Origin of the sequence: Labrys miyagiensis, assembly GCF_030160835.1 — a bacterium.
Taxonomy (GTDB): domain Bacteria; phylum Pseudomonadota; class Alphaproteobacteria; order Rhizobiales; family Labraceae; genus Labrys; species Labrys miyagiensis.
Genome location: NZ_BSPC01000096.1, coordinates 46,024 through 65,260, shown reverse-complemented (window position 1 = coordinate 65,260; position 19,237 = coordinate 46,024). Strand labels below are relative to the sequence as shown.

The 19,237-nt window shown below is 64.5% G+C and carries 16 protein-coding genes; 3 read left to right on the top strand and 13 right to left on the bottom strand.

Annotated elements, in window-relative coordinates:
* Positions 1–75 precede the first annotated feature (75 nt).
* The 5 genes from QQL24_RS35505 to QQL24_RS35485 form a co-directional block, all read right to left on the bottom strand.
* Entirely contained in the window at positions 76–1,110 is a 1,035-nt protein-coding gene (locus QQL24_RS35505; RefSeq protein ID WP_284317047.1) for an NAD(P)-dependent alcohol dehydrogenase, read from the bottom strand.
* 267 nt (positions 1,111–1,377) lie between these two features.
* Positions 1,378–2,907 (bottom strand): sugar ABC transporter ATP-binding protein, encoded by a 1,530-nt coding sequence (locus QQL24_RS35500; protein WP_284317046.1) that lies wholly within the window; start codon positions 2,905–2,907, stop codon positions 1,378–1,380.
* 3 nt (positions 2,908–2,910) lie between these two features.
* Entirely contained in the window at positions 2,911–3,870 is a 960-nt protein-coding gene (locus QQL24_RS35495; RefSeq protein WP_284317045.1) for an ABC transporter permease, read from the bottom strand.
* On the bottom strand, positions 3,870–4,889 hold the full coding sequence (locus tag QQL24_RS35490; protein WP_284317044.1) for an ABC transporter permease: 1,020 nt from the start codon (positions 4,887–4,889) through the stop codon (positions 3,870–3,872). The genes QQL24_RS35495 and QQL24_RS35490 overlap by 1 nt, the downstream gene beginning before the upstream one ends.
* Positions 4,890–5,069: 180 nt before the next feature.
* The gene (locus QQL24_RS35485) at positions 5,070–6,095 is read right to left on the bottom strand and encodes a sugar ABC transporter substrate-binding protein (protein ID WP_284317043.1); all 1,026 of its coding nucleotides are present in this window, start codon (positions 6,093–6,095) and stop codon (positions 5,070–5,072) included.
* A 198-nt stretch (positions 6,096–6,293) separates the two neighbouring features.
* On the opposite strand from QQL24_RS35485, the gene QQL24_RS35480 reads away from it, so the two are divergent.
* Genes QQL24_RS35480 through QQL24_RS35470 form a run of 3 tightly spaced genes read left to right on the top strand, consistent with a single transcriptional unit; the run spans position 6,294 to position 9,393 of the window.
* Positions 6,294–7,013 (top strand): GntR family transcriptional regulator, encoded by a 720-nt coding sequence (locus tag QQL24_RS35480; RefSeq protein ID WP_284317042.1) that lies wholly within the window; start codon positions 6,294–6,296, stop codon positions 7,011–7,013.
* 5 nt (positions 7,014–7,018) lie between these two features.
* The gene (locus tag QQL24_RS35475) at positions 7,019–8,488 is read left to right on the top strand and encodes a mannitol dehydrogenase family protein (protein ID WP_284317041.1); all 1,470 of its coding nucleotides are present in this window, start codon (positions 7,019–7,021) and stop codon (positions 8,486–8,488) included.
* Positions 8,485–9,393, top strand: coding sequence for a zinc-binding alcohol dehydrogenase family protein (locus tag QQL24_RS35470; RefSeq protein ID WP_348536520.1), 909 nt, complete (start codon positions 8,485–8,487; stop codon positions 9,391–9,393). The genes QQL24_RS35475 and QQL24_RS35470 overlap by 4 nt, the downstream gene beginning before the upstream one ends.
* 122 nt (positions 9,394–9,515) lie before the next feature.
* Here QQL24_RS35470 and QQL24_RS35465 read toward each other — a convergent pair whose 3' ends face one another.
* The 8 genes from QQL24_RS35465 to QQL24_RS35430 all read right to left on the bottom strand — a co-directional run bounded on the left by QQL24_RS35465 (position 9,516) and on the right by QQL24_RS35430 (position 19,222).
* Entirely contained in the window at positions 9,516–10,895 is a 1,380-nt protein-coding gene (locus QQL24_RS35465) for an FAD/NAD(P)-binding protein (protein WP_284317040.1), read from the bottom strand.
* 103 nt (positions 10,896–10,998) lie between these two features.
* Positions 10,999–11,448, bottom strand: coding sequence for an RrF2 family transcriptional regulator (locus QQL24_RS35460; protein WP_284317039.1), 450 nt, complete (start codon positions 11,446–11,448; stop codon positions 10,999–11,001).
* Between the two features lie 71 nt (positions 11,449–11,519).
* Positions 11,520–12,905, bottom strand: a complete 1,386-nt coding sequence (locus QQL24_RS35455) for an LLM class flavin-dependent oxidoreductase (protein ID WP_284317038.1) — start codon at positions 12,903–12,905, stop codon at positions 11,520–11,522.
* A gap of 168 nt (positions 12,906–13,073) precedes the next feature.
* Positions 13,074–14,267, bottom strand: coding sequence for an FMNH2-dependent alkanesulfonate monooxygenase (ssuD, locus tag QQL24_RS35450; RefSeq protein ID WP_284317037.1), 1,194 nt, complete (start codon positions 14,265–14,267; stop codon positions 13,074–13,076).
* 109 nt (positions 14,268–14,376) lie between these two features.
* Positions 14,377–15,633, bottom strand: a complete 1,257-nt coding sequence (locus QQL24_RS35445) for an SfnB family sulfur acquisition oxidoreductase (RefSeq protein WP_284317036.1) — start codon at positions 15,631–15,633, stop codon at positions 14,377–14,379.
* A gap of 98 nt (positions 15,634–15,731) precedes the next feature.
* Positions 15,732–16,970, bottom strand: coding sequence for an SfnB family sulfur acquisition oxidoreductase (locus QQL24_RS35440; protein ID WP_284317035.1), 1,239 nt, complete (start codon positions 16,968–16,970; stop codon positions 15,732–15,734).
* A 391-nt stretch (positions 16,971–17,361) separates the two neighbouring features.
* Positions 17,362–17,871 carry a flavin reductase family protein gene (locus QQL24_RS35435; protein ID WP_284317034.1) on the bottom strand — a complete coding sequence of 170 codons (510 nt, stop codon included), beginning with the start codon at positions 17,869–17,871 and terminating at the stop codon, positions 17,362–17,364.
* A gap of 538 nt (positions 17,872–18,409) precedes the next feature.
* Positions 18,410–19,222, bottom strand: a complete 813-nt coding sequence (locus QQL24_RS35430; protein ID WP_284317033.1) for a MetQ/NlpA family ABC transporter substrate-binding protein — start codon at positions 19,220–19,222, stop codon at positions 18,410–18,412.
* Between the last annotated feature and the right edge of the window lie 15 nt (positions 19,223–19,237).

Sequence of the window (19,237 nt, the reverse complement as noted above, 5' to 3'; positions counted from 1 at the left end):
TCTTCGCTTTGCTACGGCCGGAATGACGGTGCAGTCTATGCCAACCCAACGATTTCGTCGAAACGAGAACGATTTCTAATCCATCAGGATCTGCAGCTTCACATCGGTCGGCAGCGCCTTGGCGGCGCGTTCGAAGGCGGCGATGCTGTCCCTGAAGGCATAGGTGCCGGTGATCAGCGGCTTCAGGTCCACCTTGCCGGAGGCGATCAGGGCGATGGCGCGATCGTAGATGTTGGCATAGCGGAACACCGTCTCGATGCGCACTTCCTTCGAGATGGCCCCGGGTACGTCGAAGGTCACCGGCTCGACCGGCAGGCCAACGAGCACCAGCGCGCCGCCAGGGCGCACGAGGTCGAAGATGCCGTTATAGGCCTTCGAACTGCCGCTCGCCTCGAACACCACGTCTGCGCCCCAGTCCGCGGTCTCGCGCGCGATGGCGCTGGCATAGCTTCCCTTGCCGAGGTCGACCGGGATGATGCCGTCATAGCGCCCGGCGATCTCGAGCTTCTCCTTGCTGAAGTCGGAGATCAGCACCTTGCTGCAGCCGCCGGCCAGGGCGGCGAGCGCGACCATGATGCCGATGGGGCCTGCGCCGATCACCGCGCCGACATCGCCGGGTGCGATATGGGCACGTGCCGCCGCCTGCATGCCGACGGCGAAGGGCTCCACCATGGCGCCTTCGGCGAAGGAGACATTGTCGGGCAGCTTGTAGGTGAAGGCGGCCGGATGCACGACCTGGGGCGTGAGCACGCCATGCACCGGCGGCGTCGCCCAGAACACCACGGACGGGTCGACATTGTAGATGCCGAGCTTCGAGGCACGCGAAGACAGGTTGGGGATGCCGGGCTCCATGCAGACACGGTCGCCCGCCTTCAGTGTCTTCACATTCGAGCCGACCTCGACCACCGTGCCGGCAGCCTCATGGCCGAGCACCATCGGCTCCTTCACGACAAAGCTGCCGATGCGGCCATGGGTGTAATAATGCACGTCGCTGCCGCAGACCCCCACGGTATGCAGCGTGATCTTCACGTCATCAGGCCCGACCTGCAGCGGCAGGTCGATCTCGCGCATGGACAATTCGTGTTGGCGTTCGAGAACAAGGGCGAGCATGGCTACCTCCTGACAGGGGCGCCGATCACAAGTCGGCACGTTTCGTCTGACTTTAGGGCGGGTTGCAGGGCGAGTTCAACTCCTGGGAATCGCAGGCGGCAGCCGGAACCGGTGTGCCGGTCTTCTCAGCCACATCGACTAGAAGTCGATGTGGCGGGAACGGCATGCCCTGGACATATGTGGAAAGATGCCGGTCTGAAGACCGGCACACCAAAGGCGCCTTCTTCAGCACACGCCTCGCTTCCGAGAGCGGGCCGTCCCGGCAATCTAGGCCGCGTCCACCTTGTGGATCAGGTTCATGATGCCCTCGCTCACCGCCGCATAATCGCGCGTGTTCGGCACGTCGCCGGCCAGCCGGTAGCCGTTCATCACGACGATGCGGTCGGCCAGGGTGATCATCTCGGGCATGTCGCTGGTGATCAGCAGCACCGCCGTGCCGGTATCCGACAATTCGCGCAGCAATTCATGCAGATAGGCCTTGGTCTTGATGTCGATTCCGACCGACGGCTCGTCGACGATCAGCAGGCGAACGCCGGCGGCCAGCCATTTGGCCACGCTGATCTTCTGCTGGTTGCCGCCGGAGAGATTGCCGACGATCTGGCCGAGCGATGGCGTGCGCACTTCGAGCTTGCGGATATAGGGCTCGGCCGTGTTGCGCACGGTGCGATCGGTGAGGAAACCGCCATATCGAGCCAATTTGCGCCAGAGGGTGATGCCGGCATTGTCGAGCACCGAATGGAGGAGGATCAACCCCTCCTGCTTGCGGTCCTCGCTGACATAGCCGAGCTTGTGGATGTGGATGGCGTCGCCCACACTGCCAATGGTGACGGGCTTGCCGTCGAGCCTGATCGTGCCCGCTATGGCCGGGTACTGGCCCATGATCGACTTGGCGAGCTCCGTCCGCCCTGCCCCGACCAGCCCGTAAAGGCCGACGATCTCGCCGCGCTTTACCGTGAGGTTGATGTCGCGATGGCCGAGCGGCGTCGCAACGCCCTCGAGTTCCAGCACGGGCGAAGCGGCGGAGTAGTCGCGCGGCTGCCAGTCGGGGATCTGCTCGCTACGGCCGATCATCAGCCGCACCAGATCCTGGCGGCCGAGGCCTTTCATGGACTGGCTTTCGCAGGCGTTCCGGCCGTCACGCAGCACCGTGACTTGATCGCAGATCTCCTGAACCTCCTCCAGCTTGTGGCTGACGAAGATCATGCTGACTCCCTCGTCCCTCAGTTTCTTGAGGAGGGCGAACAGGGCCACCGTCTCATGCGGCGTGAGGGAGGCCGTCGGCTCGTCGAGCAGCAACACCCGCGAGCGTAGCGACAATGCCTTGGCGATCTCGACAAGCTGCATCTTGGCGACGCTGAGCCGGGATACAGGCATGGACGGGTCGAGATCGAGGCCGAGCACGTCGAGCCAGCGCTTGGCCTCTTTGTTGATCTCGGCATAGTCGATGGGCTTGAGCAGCCGGCCGCTGAGACGCTCCAGCATGATGTTCTCGCCCACCGAAAAGCGCGGGATAAGATTGCGTTCCTGATGCACCACGCCGATGCCGGTGGCGATGGCATCGCGGGTGGAGGTGAAATGCACCGGCTTGCCGTCGACGAAGAGCTCGCCCTCGTCCGGGCGGAGCACGCCGGTGATCAGCTTGATCAAGGTGGACTTGCCGGCGCCGTTCTCGCCCAGCAAGGCATGGATGGAGCCCTTGGCCAGCGTGATCGAAACGCCTTCCAGCGCCTTGACGCCCGGGAAGAACTTGCTGACGCCGCGCGCCAGGAACACCGGATCCGAAGTCAGGTCCGCCATGGCTCAGATCCTCTTCAGGCCGCGCTGGAGGCGGACTTCGCGCCAGCGGTTCATGCCCACGGCCCAGAGGATGAGGGCGCCGAGGACCACCTGCACCAGGAAGGGGTCGATGTGGAAGAGCACCAGCGCCTGCGTGATGATGGCCACGATGGCGACGCCGAGCAGCGTGGCGAAGGCCGAGACATGGCCGCCGGCGAGCACAGCGCCGCCGATCACCGGCGCGGCGAAGGAGAGGATCAGCCAATCATCGCCGATGGTGGGCTGGCCGATGCCGAGCCGGGCCACCCAGGCGATGCCCGCCAGCGCCGCCAGCAGGCCTGACAGAGCATGCGCCATCACGATGGTGCGTGAGACCGAGATGCCGGAAAGCTGGGCGGAATGGGCATTGCCGCCGATCGCCAGGATGAAGCGGCCGAGCGGCAGGCGGTTGAGCAGATACCACATCAGCACGAACACGATGGCCGCCGGGATCACCAGCCAGGGGAGCGGTCCGAAGAAATTGGTGTTGCCGAAATCCTTGACGCTCTGCGGCACGCCGTAGAAGGGCTGCGCCCGCGTGATGGCGAGGTTGATGCCCTTGAAGACGGAGAGCGTCGCCAGGGTGATGACGAAGGCCGAGATGCCGGTGGCCGCAATGAAGGCGCCGTTGACGAGGCCGGCGGCAAGGCCGATCGCAGCCGCGAGCAGCGCAGCCAGCGGTGCCGGCAGGCCCCAGACTTGCATCATCCCGGCAAAGCAGATGGCCGCCAGCCCGCCGATCGCGCCGACCGCGAGGTTCATCTGGCCGATGGCGATGATGATCATCTGCGAGAAGGCGATCAGCATGTTCGCCGTGATGGCAAGGAGCAGGACCTGGATATTCAGCGTCGACAGAAAGCCCGGGTTGAACGGGGTGATGATGACGACCGCCAGGACAATGATGGCGAGGGGACCGAACCAGTCGGCCTGCAGGATCTGCCGCATCACACCATCCTCCGGTGGGCGAGATAGGAGCGCCGTGCGAGATCGATCAGCACGGCGATGAGCAGGAGCACGCCGAGGCAGGCCTGCACCCAGAATTCGCCGATCTGCAGGAGCAGCAGCCCGTTGGACAGCATCGTCACCAGGATGGCGCCGAGCAGCGTACCGATCACCGATACGCGTCCACCACCGAGAAGCGTGCCCCCCAGCACCGGGCCTAGGAAGGCGAGCAGCAGCCAGTCCTGGCCGAGTTGCCCGGCCATGGTGGGCAAAGCCGCGGCGTTGCGGGCCACCACGACCAGCGCCGCCACACCCGCCAGCGCACCGGACAGCATGTGACAGAGGATGAAGATGCGGCCGACCCGGACGCCGGAAAGCTCCGCTGCCTCAGGCCGGGCGCCCGCGGCGAGCATCTCGCGGCCGACCACCGTGTAGCGGTAGAGGATGATAAGAAGCAGGCCGACAGCGATGGCGATAAGCAGCACCGGCGAGACGAGGCCGAACAGGCGCGTGCTGGACAGGCTGGAAAAGCTCGGGGGAATGGATCGGAAGGACTGGCCCTGCGTCAGATAGGTCATCGCGCCGAAGAAGATGCTCATGCTGGCGAGCGTGATGATGAAGCTGTGCAGGCCGGAGCGCACGATCACGACGCCGTTGATCCAGCCAAGGACCAGGCCGGTGCCGATGGCAGCGACGGCTGCGAGAGGCCAGGGCAGGCCCCCCAGCTCGACGACGAAGCCGAACACCATCGCCGCACAGACGCCGATCGCTCCGACGGCGAGATTGAGCCCGCCGGTGACGATCACCACCATCATGGCAAAGCCCACCATGATGTTGATGGCGGCGACACGGCCAAGGGCGAACTGGTTGAAGCTGGAGAAGAACCGGCCCTCGGTCAGCAGGCCGAAGAGACAGGCGAAAAGGGCAATCAGGACGACGAGGCCGAATTCGTTGGTCAGGTAGAAGCGCAACGAACCGCTGCGCATCGGCTGGTCGACCGCGCTCGAGGCCAATGTTGCCATGGGCGTTTCGTCACCTGTCATGGGCGATACTGCACTTCTAGAAAAGGATGAACCGCTGCAGGAAGCGATTCAGGATATTCAACCAAACCATTGGCGGAATGATGGTTCCGGGCAATGCCGGGTCCGCAGCACTTGGCCTTCCCCGGCAGGCGGGGAAGGCCAACACCTCATCAGCAGGGCTTACTTGCAGTCCAGATAGGTCTTCTGGAAGTCCGCCAGCAGGGTCTTGGTGATACCCTGCATCGCGCTGACATAATTGTCGACACCCGAGGCATCGACGAAGACGGTGCCGGAATCGATGAAGCGGCTGGTCAGCGCGTTGGTGGTGAACGGCGCAGCGGCCTTCACCGTGCAGCCATTGCGCAGCTTGTCGGCAGCAAAGGAGCCGATATAGGCCTGCCCATAGGGGTTCTGCAGCATGGTTCCAGCCAGGTAGCCGTCCTTGATCGCCTTCAGCACCACTTCGTCATGGTCGATGCCGACCATCTTGATGCGCTTGTCGCCGATCTTGCGCAGGGCATTGGCGGCCACCACTGAGGGGACCCAGGCGGTGGTGACGATCCCGTCGATCTCGCCGGCGTGGGCCGCCAGATAGGCGTTGATCTTCTCTTCGGCCGGTTCAGGCGCATCGATATCGGCGATGACCTGGACAACCGTTCCGCCCTCCTCCTTGGCCGCTTTCTCGACGGCGTCGATGCGAAGCTGGGTGTTCGGATCGACCAGGAAGCCGGTGAAATGGGCTATACGCTTCTTGCCGCCCATGGCCTTGAACAGTTGCTTGGTGCCGAGATAGGCCGACTTGCTGACATCCGTGCCGAGGCAGAAGGCGGCCTTGGACGGATCCTTCAGGCAGCCTGCCAAAGCGATAACCGGCGCGCCGGTATCGGCCAGTTCATTGGCCGTGGAGACCGAACCGACGGGATCGCCGGGGAAGATCAGGAAGGCGTTGTAGCCCTGCGTCACCAGGCTCTCGAGCAGCTCGTTCTGGGTACTGAGATCCCATTTCTGGGGAACCTTATAGTCGGCGGCACCGAGGCCGTAATCCTTGGCGGCATCCTTGCTCGCCTGCTCCCAGGCGCCGAAATAAGGATGCGGGCCGCCGGGCACTGCGGCGACTTTGGTGTCGTTGGCGGCCAGAGCCGGCACCATTCCGGCGAACAGGGCCATTGCGGCGGCGCAGGCAAAAAGCTTATGTCGGGCAAACATGCGTTTCCACTCCCATTGGCATCTTGGTGCGAGCCCTTGTTGCTTTTCTCGGCCCGCCTGACGATTGGATACTAGGATCCAAGTTCGAAACATGCAATAGTGTTTGTGGGGCAAGGATGGAAATCGTACCTGCTGGTGCGATTCAAGACAAAGCGCTATCCACCTGCCGGCATTGGTTTTTTTGGAGGAGATGGCGCAATGTCTTCCGAGACACTCAAGGAGAGCGAGGAAGACGGTCTGGGCTTTGCTGTCGAGATCGACCGCAAACATCCCGTCGCCGACCAGATCTATGACGCCCTCAAGCGTGCGATCATTACAACGCGCCTGCTGCCCGGCACCTCGATCAGCGAAAATCGCATCTGTCGCCATTTCGGCGTCTCACGTACGCCGGTGCGCTCGGCCGTCACGCGGCTGAGCGAAGAGGGCCTGATCGACGTCTATCCCCAGCAGGGCAGCTTCGTCTCGCCGATCCGGCTCGGGGAGGTCCGCGACAGTCATTTCGTGCGCAAGAACCTCGAACTTGCCTTGCTGCGCGAGGCCGCCGCCAAATGGAGTCCGGCCCTGAGCGCGCAGGCCCGCGCCATCGTCGAAGTGCAGCGCCAGGCACTGGCTGCCGGCGACATCGACCGGTTCTTCGAAGAGGATGAGAATTTCCACCAGGCGTTCGCGGCCTTCGCTGCGCGCGAGGGTGTCTGGTCCACCGTGTTGCAGGCCAAGAGCCGCCTTGCCCGCTTCGTGCGCCTGTTCGGCACCCCTTCCCGCCTGCCCGTCGTTCTCGACGAGCACCTTATCGTGCTCGACGCGCTCGACGCCGGGAGGATCGGCGAAGCGGCTCAATGCATGGAAGAACATCTCGACATGATCTTCCACATCCTCGAACAATTGCCGGAAGAATACAGTCCTTACGTCGTCGAGTGAGATGCATGCGCCTTTGCAATGCCACCCTGCCCCAGCTCAAATCTGCTATCGCCAAGCCAGCCTATGACCGTTCAAAGGTGACGCCAGGCATCCTGCATCTGGGCACCGGCGCCTTCCACCGGGCGCATCAGGCCGTCTATGTCGACGACTGCCTGGCACGCGGCGAGACCGACTGGGGCATTATCGGCTCCTCCCTGCGCAGTCCGGAGACGCGCGACGCCCTCGACCCACAGGACGGCCTCTACACCCTTGCCATTCGAGACAGCGGCCGCGAGGAACTGCGCGTCATCGGCTCCATCTCCGGTGTGATCGTCGCGCCCGAAAATCCCGGCACGCTGCTGGCCCAGCTCAGCGATGCCGCCATCCGCATCGTCACGCTCACCATCACCGAGAAGGGCTATGTGGTGGATTTGGGCACCGGTGGCCTCAGGCAAGACAATGCGGATATCGCGCATGACCTCACCAATCCCGCCACACCACGCTCGGCCCTCGGCTTCCTGGCCGAGGCGATCGAGCGGCGCCGCAGGGCCGGTATCCGCCCTTTCACGCTGCTCTCCTGCGACAACCTTCCCCATAATGGCCGCACGCTGCAGCGTGTGCTCACCGAATTTGCGGCCCTGCGCGACAAGGACCTTGCCGCCTACATCACCGGCGAGATCACCTTCCCCTCCTCGATGGTCGACCGCATCGTGCCCTCGACCACCGATGCCGACCGCACCTCCATCGATGCAGTCCTCGGCCTTACCGATGCCTGGCCCGTGCTGGGCGAACCCTTCACGCAATGGGTGATCGAGGATCGCTTCGCCTCCGGCCGTCCCAGGCTGGAGGAGAGCGGCGTCGAGTTCGCTGACAACGTCGAGCCCTTCGAGCATATGAAGCTGCGCCTGCTCAACGGCACGCATTCCACCATCGCGGCGGTGGGGCGGTTGTCGGGCCATGAATTGGTGTCACAGGCGATCGGCGATCCCATCATCCGTGGCCTGATCGAACGCTATTGGCAATGCGTGATCCCCACCCTCGCCATTCCGGCCGACAAGGCCTTCGACTACACGCGCAAGCTGCTCGCCCGCTACGAGAACATCTCGCTGCATCACCGCACGGCGCAGATCGCCAGCGACGCCTCGCAGAAGCTGCCGCAGCGCATCCTGTCCCCGATCCGCGACTGCCTCGCCAAGAGCCTCGCCTGCGATCCGCAGATCTTCGCCGTGGCCGCCTGGATCCGCTCCTGCGGCGGTGCCGACGACAAGGGCGGTCCTCTGCCCCTCAACGATCCGACCTTCCAGGCCTGGACGAGCCAGCCCGACCAGCGCGGGACGCCGCCGGACGCCGTGGTCGACGCCTTCCTCGGCCTCTCCGCCGTGTTCGGCGAGGAGCTGCCGCGCAATTCCGGCTTCACGGCCAGGCTGAAGCAAGCCTATCGCGCCATCGCTTCCGAGGGCGTGCTGAATGCCATTCGATCCGGAGGCCTGGCATGAGAGCCCTGAGTTGCGAAGAGCCTGGGCGGCTGCGCATCATCCAACGCGATGAACCTGTCCCGGGCGAGGGCGACGTTCTGGTGCGCATCCGCCATGTCGGCGTGTGCGGCACGGACTACCACATCTTCCACGGCAACCAGCCCTATCTCTCCTATCCGCGCGTGATCGGCCACGAACTTGGCGGCGAGGTGGTGACGGCGCCGGCAAGCTCGTCCCTGCGACCGGGCCAGATCGTCTCGATCATGCCGACGCTCTATTGCGGCCAGTGCAGGGCCTGCCGCGCCGGCAAGACCAATTGCTGTCAGCGCCTCGAAGTGCTCGGCGTGCATCGCGACGGTGGCGCCTGCGACTACATCGCCGTGCCCGAGGCCAATGTCATTCCCGCCGACGGGTTGACCGCGAGCCAGGCGGCCATGGTGGAATTCCTCGCCATCGGCGCCCATGGCGTTTCCCGAGGCAGCATCGGTGGAAGCGATCGCGTCGTGGTGGTCGGCGCCGGGCCGATCGGCATTGCGGGCGCTATCTTCGCCAAGGCGGTCGGCGCGCATGTCAGCGTGGTCGACCTCAACGCCCGCCGCCTCGCCTTCTGCCGGGACGAGCTCGGCGCCGATGCCGTGTTCGAAGCTTCTCCTGACATCCTCGAAAGGCTCGGCCGGGCCACCGATGGCGACTATTTCGATTGCGTGATCGATGCCACCGGCAGCCCCGCCGCCATGCAGACGGGCTTCAACCTGGTCGGTCATGGCGGGCGCTATGTGCTGCTCTCGCTGGTGCGGGCTGATATCACCTTCAACGATCCTGAATTCCACAAGCGCGAGACCACGCTCCTTGCCAGCCGCAATGCTGTGCGGGCGGATTTCGAGACGGTGCTGTCAGCCATGCGCGGCGGCAAGGTGCCGATGTAGGCGCTCGCAAGCCACAGCGGCAGCCTCGACGAAGCGCCGGCCCTGATCCCGCCCTGGTCGAAGCCGCAGGCGGGAGTCATCAAGGCGATATTGTCCGTATAGGAAGACGACACGATCGGGAGCTACGTCGCCGCGATGCGCCTCTGCATGAGATGACCGGCCAGCTTCGCCACCTGCTGGCGGATATCGGGAACGGCGACGATTTCCCAGAACACCCCGGATGTGATCGGCCCGACCGCGTAGATGCGTTGCGAGGCCGCGCCGTCTCGGTGGATGACGCCACAATCCTCGCCGACATCGAGACCGAGGCCCAGGCGATCGGGCCGCACGACGCCATCGGCCAGGAGCTGCCGCAGCGCGGGATTGTCGGTCGCCGTCACATCGGCCGCCCTGCCTCGGCATTCGAACACCGCATCGGCATGGATCTGCTGTTCCGCCGTGCCCGTGCGGGCGATATAGCGTACCAGCACGCCCTGGTCCTGCGGTTCGAAACCGGCCACGCGGCCGGCGACGATGGAGAGCTGGCCGGCTTCCCGGGCCGCCTCGAGCCGCGCCGCCGCGGCGGGCGCCATGCGGTGGCGGTGTATGTCCCACCAGGCCCGGGCATGGCGCAGGAAGCGGCGGCGGGCTTCATGCGGAAGATTGCGCCACAAGGGCTGTGTGTACGGCCGCAGACCATCGACGATGCTGCGCCAGTCCCCACCGGCGGCCTGGTGCTGGCGCGCGAGCTGCTTGAGCCAGCGGGTGAGATAGGTGATGCCGGTGCCATAGGGGATATCGGCCGCATCAAGGCGATAGGCTAGCACCGGCCGATGGCCATGCGGGCGCAGACCCCGGCGGGAGATCGCGGTGATCCGCCCCCGATGCCCGGCATGCAGCAGCGAGAGCACCCTGTCGGCCATGGTGAGGCCGGTTCCGACGATGACAACCTCGGCATCTGGCGAAAAGGAGGCCGGGCCGGCGTCGAACCAGCCGTCGAAGCGCCAGGACGCCGGCTGGAGCTTCGGCCCCTCATTGCCGGTTGCGAGAATGGCGGTGTCGGCCTGCAACGGCTCCCGTCCGGCAAAGCGGACGAGGAGTCCTTCCGGCCGTTCCTCCACGCCCGTCACCTCGTCATTGACGATGGCTAGGCGCCGGCTGCCCGCCCGCTGCACGAGATGGGGCGACAGGAGGTCGGCGAGATAATCGCGATAGAGCCTGCGCGGCGCGAAGGACTGGGCATCCGGGCAGTCGACGCTGCTGTGCTCGCCCACCCAGCGCCAGAAATGATCGGGATCGTCCGGATAGGCGCTCATATTGGCGGCGCGGACATTGAGCAGGTGGTTGGGATGGCTGGTGCCATAGGCAATGCCCGCACCAAGCTCTCTGCTTTTCTCGATGAGAGTCACTCTCAGCGAGGGGTCGTGATGGCGCAGAAGATGCGCCGTCATCAGAACGCCACTCGCCCCGCCGCCGATGACCACGATGTGCCGGGTGGATGGAAGGGGATCAGGTGAAAGCATGTCCAAGCCGGTCTAATAATCTAGTATTTTGATAGATCAAAGGCACGCAAGCAGCAACGGCTTCCGGGCGCACAAAGGCATCTGATCCGGAAACGGGCGGCGCTCAGATGTGATACATGTAAGTAAGGTCGTCGAGGTCGGCCAAGGCGCGCATCTCGGCGAGGCTGCGGTTGTCCAGCACGGTCGAGATTGCCTGGCGGACTTCCAGCATCATCAGGCGAACCGAACATTGGCTCTCGTCGGTGCAATCGTCGCAGCGCTGATAGGCCGTGCGGCTGGCGCAGGGGATCGGCGCCAGCGGGCCGTCGAGCACGCGCACGATATGGCCGACCCTGATTTCGCTGGCGGGCCGCCCCAGCACATAGCCACCGCCCTTGCCCTTCTTCGAATGCAGGAAGCCGGCATTCTTGAGCTCGCCCAGGATCGTATCAAGGAACTTCTTGGGAATGCCATTCTGCTCGGCGATATCGGAGACCAGGCAGGGCCTGCCGGGCTCCTGCCCCGCCAGATGCACCATCGCCTTGAGGCCGTATTTGCCCTTCTTCGTCAGCATGCGGCCCCCAGGAACGTGTCAGCAAAATTTCCTTTCGATATCTGGTAATAGCAAAATTGGTGATTTGCCAATCAGACGGCTTCAATAGCCTGCCAAACCTGCCGGTAATTTGCACCAGTATGGTCCGGTGGCAATCGCGCCGAACCACCGAAGAGCTTTTCGCGCAGCGTCCCCTTCCGATAGGCGGTCTTGTAGCGCCCGCGCCGCTGCAGTTCCGGCACCAGGAAATCGACGACATCGCGGAAAGTTTCGGGGCGCACCGCGAAGGCCAGGTTGAAGCCGTCGATGCCGGTTTCGTCGACCCAGGCTTCGAGTTCGTCGGCAACCGTGGCGGGAGAGCCGACGATGACGGGGCCGATGCCGCCGATCGAGACATGCTCGGCGACCTCGCGCACCGTCCAGGTCCGGTCGGGATCGGCGCGGGTGATGTTCTCGAGCGCGGACCGGCCGGCCTCGTTCTCGACATGCTGCACGATGGCATCGGGATCCAGCTTCGAGAAGTCGATGCCGGTCCAGCCCGACATCAAGGTCAGCGCGCCCTCGGGATCGGCATAGCGGCGATACTCGGCGAGCTTGGCCTGAGCCTCCGCGTCGGTCGGCGCCACGATCACCGTGAGAAGGGTGAACATCAGGATCCCTGATGGATCGCGCCCGAGCCTGGCCGCCGCCTCGCGGATGGCGGCAACGCGCGGGGCGATCACCTTGCGGCTGGGGCCGGACATGAAGATGCATTCGGCGTGGCGGGCGGCGAAATCGCGCCCGGCCGGCGAGGTCCCCGCCTGGTAGAGCACCGGCGTGCGCTGCGGCGAGGGTTCGCTCAGATGCAGGGCATCGATGCGAAAATGGGGCCCGTCATGCCGGATCCTGCGCACGCGGGAGGGATCCGTGAACACGCCGGCGCGAGCATCCGCCACCACCGCATCGTCGGCCCAGCTCTCCTCCCAGAGCTTGTATACGGCCGTCATATAATCTTCGGCGATGGCATAGCGATCATCATGCGCCGTCTGCTTCGGCTTCCCCGCGCCCTGGGCGGCGCTGTCGAGATAGCCGGTGACGATGTTCCAGCCGATGCGTCCCCCGGTCAGATGGTCCAGCGTCGACATGCGCCGGGCGAAGGCATAGGGCGGCTCATAGGAAAGATTGACGGTGACGCCGAAGCCGAGATGGCTTGTGGCCGTGGCCATGGCGGGCACCAGCAGCAGCGGATCGTTCACCGGGGTTTGCGTGCCATGGCGCAAGGCTGCCTCGGCATTGCCGCCGAAGACGTCGTAGACGCCCAAGACATCAGCCAGGAACAGTCCATCGAACAGGCCGCGCTCCAAAGTTTTTGATAGATCGATCCAATAATCGAGCTTCTTGTAATCGCGCGAACGGTCCCGCGGATGGCGCCACAATCCGGGGGACTGATGCGCCACGCAGTTCATCTCGAAGGCATTGAGGCGGATGGGCTTGGGCATGATCTCGTTCGATTGTCATCCCGGGCGCGACGCGGCACGAAGTGTCGCTTCGCAGACCCGGGACCGCAAGAGGAGATTGGCTTGAGAACGGTCCCCGGACCAAACTCTTGTTTGGTCTGACTGCACCGCGTCGTTGCATGACGCCGTGCGTGCGGGATGACGATTTCCCTACCCGGCCGCTGCCTTCCTGTGCGAGGGCGCCACGACATTGGCGATGATCTCGCCGAAGGGTCCGGCATTGCGGGCCGGGCCGAGATCGTTGCCCGTGGTCTTCTTCAAGGGCAGCCGGGGGAAGACCAGCTCGGCGAAGCGGTAACACTCCTCCAGATGCGGGTAGCCGGAGAGAATGAAGCGATCGATGCCGAGCGCCATATATTCCTTCATGCGCTCGGCCACCTCGTCGGGATTGCCGACCAGCGCCGTGCCGGCGCCGCCGCGTACCAGGCCGACACCCGCCCACAGGTTCGGGCTGACCTCGAGCTTGTCGCGCGAGCCGCCATGCAGCGCCCGCATGCGGCTCTGGCCGACGGAATCCATGCGCGCGAAGGCCTTCTGGGCGGTGGCGATGGTTTCGTCGTCGAGCCTGGAGATCAGGTTCTCCGCTGCGGCCCAGGCCTCGGCGGAGGTCTCGCGCACGATGACATGCAGGCGGATGCCGAAAGACAGCGTGCGACCATATTTGGCCGCCACGGCTTTGGCATGGGCGATCTTCTCCGCCACCTGCTGCGGCGGCTCGCCCCAGGTGAGGTAGACGTCGACATGCTTGCCCGCCACCTCGTTGCCGATGGCCGAGGAGCCGCCGAAATAGAGCGGCGGATAAGGCTTGTTTACGGGCGGATACAGGAGCGTGCCATCCTCGATGCGCAGATGCTTGCCCAGGAAATTGACCTTGCCGCCCTGAAGCAGCTCACGCCAGATGGTGAGATATTCGTCGGTAACCTCGTAGCGCTCGGTGTGATCCTGGAAGACGCCATCGCCCTTGAGTTCGACGGGATCGCCGCCGGTGACCACATTGATGAGCAGGCGGCCATCGGAGAGCCGATCGAGGGTGGCCGTCTGACGGGCCGCGAAGGCGGGCGTCGTGAGGCCGGGCCTCACAGCCACCAGGAAGCGCAGGCGCTTGGTGATCGGCACCATGGCCGAAGCGATCACCCAGCTGTCCTCGCAGGAACGGCCGGTGGGCAGCAGCACGCCGAAATAGCCGAGTTCGTCAGCCGCCCGGGCGATCTGCGAGAGATAGCCGAGCGAGACATGCCGGGCCCCCTCCTCGCTGCCGAGATAGCGGCCGTCGCCATGGGTCGGCAGGAACCAGAGGACGTCGGTCTCCTTGGCGGGCTGCGGCAGGTCGAGATCGTAGGGCATGATGCGGGTCTCTCAGTCGAATGTGGGAGGCTCGAGGCGGAGCCGCCGTCATTGCGAGCGCAGCGAAGCAATGACGGTTAGCGGATCGCCTCAATGAAAATGATCCATCTCAGATCGCGCCGTGGCGCGGCGGGTTGATGCCGTTGAGCCAGTAGTCGCCGATGGCTCGGTATTTCCAGCGCACGGGGTCGTGCACGGTGTGGGTGCGGGCATTGCGCCAGAAACGGTCGAGCCCGTACTGGGCCTGGGTGGCGCGCGAGCCGGCGAGTTCGATCAGCTTGCTGCCGGCATGCAGCGAGGCCTCGGTCGAGGCGACCTTCGCCTCGGCCACGGCGATGGAGGCGGCGGCCACCGTTTCGACGGTGGGATCGGCCACCGCGACGTCGGTAATGCGCCCTGCCCGCTCCAGCAGCACGTCGGAGGCGGAGACGCGGATCTTCACCTCGCCGATCTGGGCGATGGTATAGGGATCCTCATAACCGTGATCGAGGCCGCTGTCCTTCCAGGGCCGCGCGTGGTTGCGGACGTAATGCACCGTCTCCTTCAACGCAGCGCGAGCGATGCCGGCCTCGACCGCGGCATGCATGATCTGGGCGACCGGACCCATCGAGGTCGGCCGGTCGAATACCGCGCGTAGCGAGATCACGGCGAAGGGATGGACCTCGACATTGTCGAGCGTAGTGGTGCCGGACGCCGTGACGCGCTGGCCGAAGCCGGACCAGTCGTCGATCACCGTGAGGCCGGGCGTCTCGCGGGGCACGAAGGAGATGGTCGAACGGCCGTCGTCGTCATTGGCGACCACGGCCACCCAATGGGCGAACAGCGCGCCGGTGCAGTAGAATTTGCGTCCGTTGAGGCGCAGGACTGGGCCGTCCTTGGAAAGGCGCGTGTTGTGGTCTTGCGCCGTCTTGGTGCCGATCTCCGAGAGGGCATTGCCGATGCGCTCGCCCGACAGGATGCGGCCGTAGAAGAAACGCTTCTGCTCCTCGCTGCCTTCGAGGCGCAGGGCGTGCAGGATGAAGAAGTGGTTCTGCGGGATCTGGCCGATCGAGCCATCCGCTTCCGAGAGGATCGCGATCACCTCGGCCAGGGTGCCTGAGGAAACCTCGGCGCCGCCATAGGCTTTCGGCACGGTGATGGCGAGCAGGCCGGCATCGGAGAGCCAGTCGAGCTCCTCGAAAGGCAGGCGCCGCTCGCGATCGCGCTCGATAGCTGATACGGCGATCCTGTCGGCAAGCCGACGGGCGACGACAAGCGCCTCGGCATCGTCCTTGATGACATGGGCGTGCCTGGCGCGGAGCGGCGGCGCCCTGAAGGCGACGATGCGCTCGGGCGGGGTATCGATGGTGAGAGCGGCGGTGGACATGGGCTATTCCTGGGATCGCAGGCATCCCTGCCTGCTCTTGAACGTTGCGCTTGAAGGATAGGAAGAGGCAGGCTGGAAGCCTGCGATCCCAGGGAGGCTCAGCTCCACGCGTGCCGTGGCGGCTTGACCCCGTTCAGTGCATGGTTGCCGACATGGAAGAACTTCCAGCGCACCGGATCATGCAGCGTATGGGTGCGCGCATTGCGCCAGTGCCGGTCGAGATTGTACTGGCCGAGGGTGGAGCGCGTGCCGCCGAGCTCATGCAGCTTGTTGGTGGCAAGGATGGCGATCTCGGTGGTCAGCACCTTGGCCTCGGCGACAGCGACGGCGGCTGCCGTGGCGCCCTCCTCCGTGGTGTCGTCGAAGGCGGCATCGATCGCCCGGCCGGCGCGCTCCAGCAGCGCCTCGGCCGCATGCAGCTTGATCTTGAGATCGCCGATCTGGGCGATGGTGAAGACGTCGTCATAGCCATGCTCCTGGCCACTATCGATCCAGGGGCGGACATGGTTGCGCACGAAATGGATGGTCTCGTCGATGGCGCCGCGGGCGATGCCGGCATCCACGGCTGCCTGGATGATCTGCGAGACGGAGCCGTTGGTGGTCGGCTTCTCGCCACCGAGATAGGCCGGGATCACGCCCTCGGCCTCGACACGGACATTGTCGATCCTGACATTGCCGCTGGCCGTGGTGCGCTGGCCGAAGCTCGACCAATTGTCGATGATGGCAAGCCCGGCCGCCCAGCGCGGCACGATGGCCAGATGCACCTTGCCCTCGGGATTGACGGCGCCGACGTGGATGTAGTGGGCAAACAGCGCGCCGGTGGCATAGAACTTCTCGCCATTGATGCGATAGCCATCGCCCTCCGGCGTGAGAGTGGTCTCGAAGGCACCGACATGCTTCGATCGAGCCTCCGAGAAGGCGTTGCCGAGCCGATACCCCTGCAAGACGCGGGCGAACCACAGCCTCTTCTGCTCCTCCGACGCGGTGACGCGGATGGCGTCGAGCGCAGCCAAGTGGTTTTGCGGGATCTGGCCGATGGAGGGATCGGCGGCCGAGATCAGCTTGATGACTTCCGTCAGCGTGACCCAGGATACCCCTGCCCCGCCATAGGTCCCGGGGATGGTGATGCCCCACAGCCCGCTCTTGGAAAAACGGTCGAGTTCGGCGGCGGGCAGGCGGCGGTCGCGGTCACGCTGTGCGGCTTCGACGGCGAATTCGGCAGCCAGGGCCTTCGCCACCTCGATGGCCTCGGCATCGGAGCGGATGACATGGGCCTGCGGTTCGAGATCGAAGGCCGGCGGCTCGGTGGTGATCGGCGGAGCGACGGAGATGGTCATGACAGCAACCTGAATGGATTCCAGGAAATGCTGCACTATCGAGTCTTTAATGTCTATATATTTTATCAACTAAATAGAAAGGAGACAGACTTCGGTTGGGCGAGATGAGACGTCTTAAAACAAGGCAGGGCGATTGCACCCCCTCGCCCCGTCCTTACGGGGAGAGGATAGAGGTGAGGGGGCAGCGCGACAATAGCAGAACTATATTCCCAACTGAGATCAACGGGATGGACATCCCAGATGGGCACCCATCCCGATGCTGTGCTCTTCGAACGCCAATCCCACAGGTCTACGCAGCCCCTCACCTCTATCCTCTCCCCGCAAGAACGGGGCGAGGGGACTTCGACGGCGCGCTCCATTTTCAACGCCCCCATCTCGCCCAACCGCCGCCTTAGGCCGGATGGAATCCGCCGTAACTGCCCTGGGCATAAACTAGGGGCTTGCCGGGATTGGTGCGGATGCCGCGCACGGCGCCGATGACGATCGAATGGCTGTGCCGGTCGATGAACTCCTCGACCTCGCAATCGATGGAGGCCAGCGCGCCTTCCAGAGCCAGGGCGCCGGTAAAGAGACCGCGCCAGGAGGCGTTCTCATAGCGTGCCACGCCCTTGATGCCGCCCTTGCCGGCGAAGCGGTCGGCGACATGCTGCTGGTCATGCGCGAGGATGTTCACGCAATAATGGCCGTAGCGCCGGATGATCGGCCAGGCCGAAGCCTCGCGATTGACGCAGATGATCATCGTGGGTGGATCGACCGCCAGCGACACCGCCGAGGTCACGGTCAGGCCGGTGCGCTCGTCCCCCTCGCCCGCGGTGATGACGCTCACACCGCCAGCCACCAACCGCATCGCATCGCGCAGGGAGGGTGATCCGATCGAGGGAATCTTCACAGAGATATTCATGGTCGTATCCGTCATTCAGATCAGGCGCGGAAGCCCCGCTCCCCTTCACGGCACCAGCGGCGCAACTGCAAAGAATGGTGCAACAATAAGAAGTTAATGTCTATAGATTTTATATTCTTTTCTTTCTTCGTCCAACGGATGGAGAGCCCCGACCACTGCCGTGAAACACTGGTACCACAATGCCTTGGACGGTTGTTTCAATACGTCGTGTTGCGCCGAGATCGCGCCTTCAGGGCGATCGGAGATTCGCCCAGAAGAGTTGGTTGTGCGGCTTTCGCGTTTCAAGGGCTCCCTGCTGGAAGGCCTTGTCGTTGAGGACATCGACCCGCGGAGTACGCGCCACTTGGGTGTGCCGGTCTTCAGACCGGCACGGAAGCGGCGCCCTCGCCGGTCAGGCTGAGGTTCCATGCCGGTCTGAAGACCGGCACACCGAACCCCCGCCTTCCTGGTGTGCCGGTCTTCAGACCGGCACGGAAACGACGCCCTCGCCGGTCGAGTTGAGGTCCCATGCCGACCTGGAGGTCGGCACACCAAAGCCTCACCAAGCCGGCTGGATCGCGCCCTTGAAATTGGCGTTGATGAAGTCGGCCACATCCTGATTCTGGTAGGCGGCCACCAGCTTCTTGAACACCGGCTTGTCCTTGTCCGCCTCGCGCACCGCGATGAAATTGCCATAGGGATTGCCGGTGCGGCTCTCCTGCACCAGCGCATCCGTGCGCGGCGAGAGCCCGGCGCCGAGGGCGTAGTTGGTGTTGATCACTGCGCCATCGAGATCAGGCAGCAGATTGGGGATCTGTGCGGCGTCGATCTCCTTGAATTGCACATTCTTGGGATTGTCGGTGACATCGAGCACCGTCGGCAGCAGCCCCTTGTCCGCCTTCACCTTGATCAGGCCATTGGCCTCCAGCAACTTCAGGCCACGGCCGCCATTGGAGGGATCGTTTGGAATACCGATGGTGGCCCCTTGCGGCAGATCGGCGAAGGCTTTGACCTTCTTGGAATAGAAGGCGATGGGCGCCACCAGCGTGTAGCCGATCGCCACAATCTTGTAGCCGCGCGCCGCAATCTGGCTGTCGAGGTAGGGCTTGTGCTGGAAGGCATTGGCGTCGAGATCGCCTTTCTCAAGCGCCTCGTTGGGGATGGCATAGTCGGAGAAGGAGATGAGCTCGATATCGAGGCCGCCCTTGGCGGCGACCTTCTTGGCCACCTCCCAGATGCGCTCCTCGTCGCCACCGATGACGCCGAGCTTGATGGTCTCGGCGGCGAGCGCCCCGCCCACCGGGCCGAGGAGGAAGGCGAGCGCCAGGGCTGCGCCGGCGAAACGGCGGCGCGTCAGTTTGTAAGTCGACATGCGTAGAGTTCCTGT

Excerpts from the sequence above, each read along its gene's own strand:
- QQL24_RS35505 (WP_284317047.1), bottom strand. The coding sequence starts at position 1,110 with ATGCTCGCCCTTGTTCTCGAACGCCAACACGAATTGTCCATGCGCGAG.
- QQL24_RS35500 (WP_284317046.1), bottom strand. The coding sequence starts at position 2,907 with ATGGCGGACCTGACTTCGGATCCGGTGTTCCTGGCGCGCGGCGTCAGC.
- QQL24_RS35495 (WP_284317045.1), bottom strand. The coding sequence starts at position 3,870 with ATGCGGCAGATCCTGCAGGCCGACTGGTTCGGTCCCCTCGCCATCATT.
- QQL24_RS35490 (WP_284317044.1), bottom strand. The coding sequence starts at position 4,889 with ATGGCAACATTGGCCTCGAGCGCGGTCGACCAGCCGATGCGCAGCGGT.
- QQL24_RS35485 (WP_284317043.1), bottom strand. The coding sequence starts at position 6,095 with ATGTTTGCCCGACATAAGCTTTTTGCCTGCGCCGCCGCAATGGCCCTG.
- QQL24_RS35480 (WP_284317042.1), top strand. The coding sequence starts at position 6,294 with ATGTCTTCCGAGACACTCAAGGAGAGCGAGGAAGACGGTCTGGGCTTT.
- QQL24_RS35475 (WP_284317041.1), top strand. The coding sequence starts at position 7,019 with ATGCGCCTTTGCAATGCCACCCTGCCCCAGCTCAAATCTGCTATCGCC.
- QQL24_RS35470 (WP_348536520.1), top strand. The coding sequence starts at position 8,485 with ATGAGAGCCCTGAGTTGCGAAGAGCCTGGGCGGCTGCGCATCATCCAA.
- QQL24_RS35465 (WP_284317040.1), bottom strand. The coding sequence starts at position 10,895 with ATGCTTTCACCTGATCCCCTTCCATCCACCCGGCACATCGTGGTCATC.
- QQL24_RS35460 (WP_284317039.1), bottom strand. The coding sequence starts at position 11,448 with ATGCTGACGAAGAAGGGCAAATACGGCCTCAAGGCGATGGTGCATCTG.
- QQL24_RS35455 (WP_284317038.1), bottom strand. The coding sequence starts at position 12,905 with ATGCCCAAGCCCATCCGCCTCAATGCCTTCGAGATGAACTGCGTGGCG.
- ssuD (WP_284317037.1), bottom strand. The coding sequence starts at position 14,267 with ATGCCCTACGATCTCGACCTGCCGCAGCCCGCCAAGGAGACCGACGTC.
- QQL24_RS35445 (WP_284317036.1), bottom strand. The coding sequence starts at position 15,633 with ATGTCCACCGCCGCTCTCACCATCGATACCCCGCCCGAGCGCATCGTC.
- QQL24_RS35440 (WP_284317035.1), bottom strand. The coding sequence starts at position 16,970 with ATGACCATCTCCGTCGCTCCGCCGATCACCACCGAGCCGCCGGCCTTC.
- QQL24_RS35435 (WP_284317034.1), bottom strand. The coding sequence starts at position 17,871 with ATGAATATCTCTGTGAAGATTCCCTCGATCGGATCACCCTCCCTGCGC.
- QQL24_RS35430 (WP_284317033.1), bottom strand. The coding sequence starts at position 19,222 with ATGTCGACTTACAAACTGACGCGCCGCCGTTTCGCCGGCGCAGCCCTG.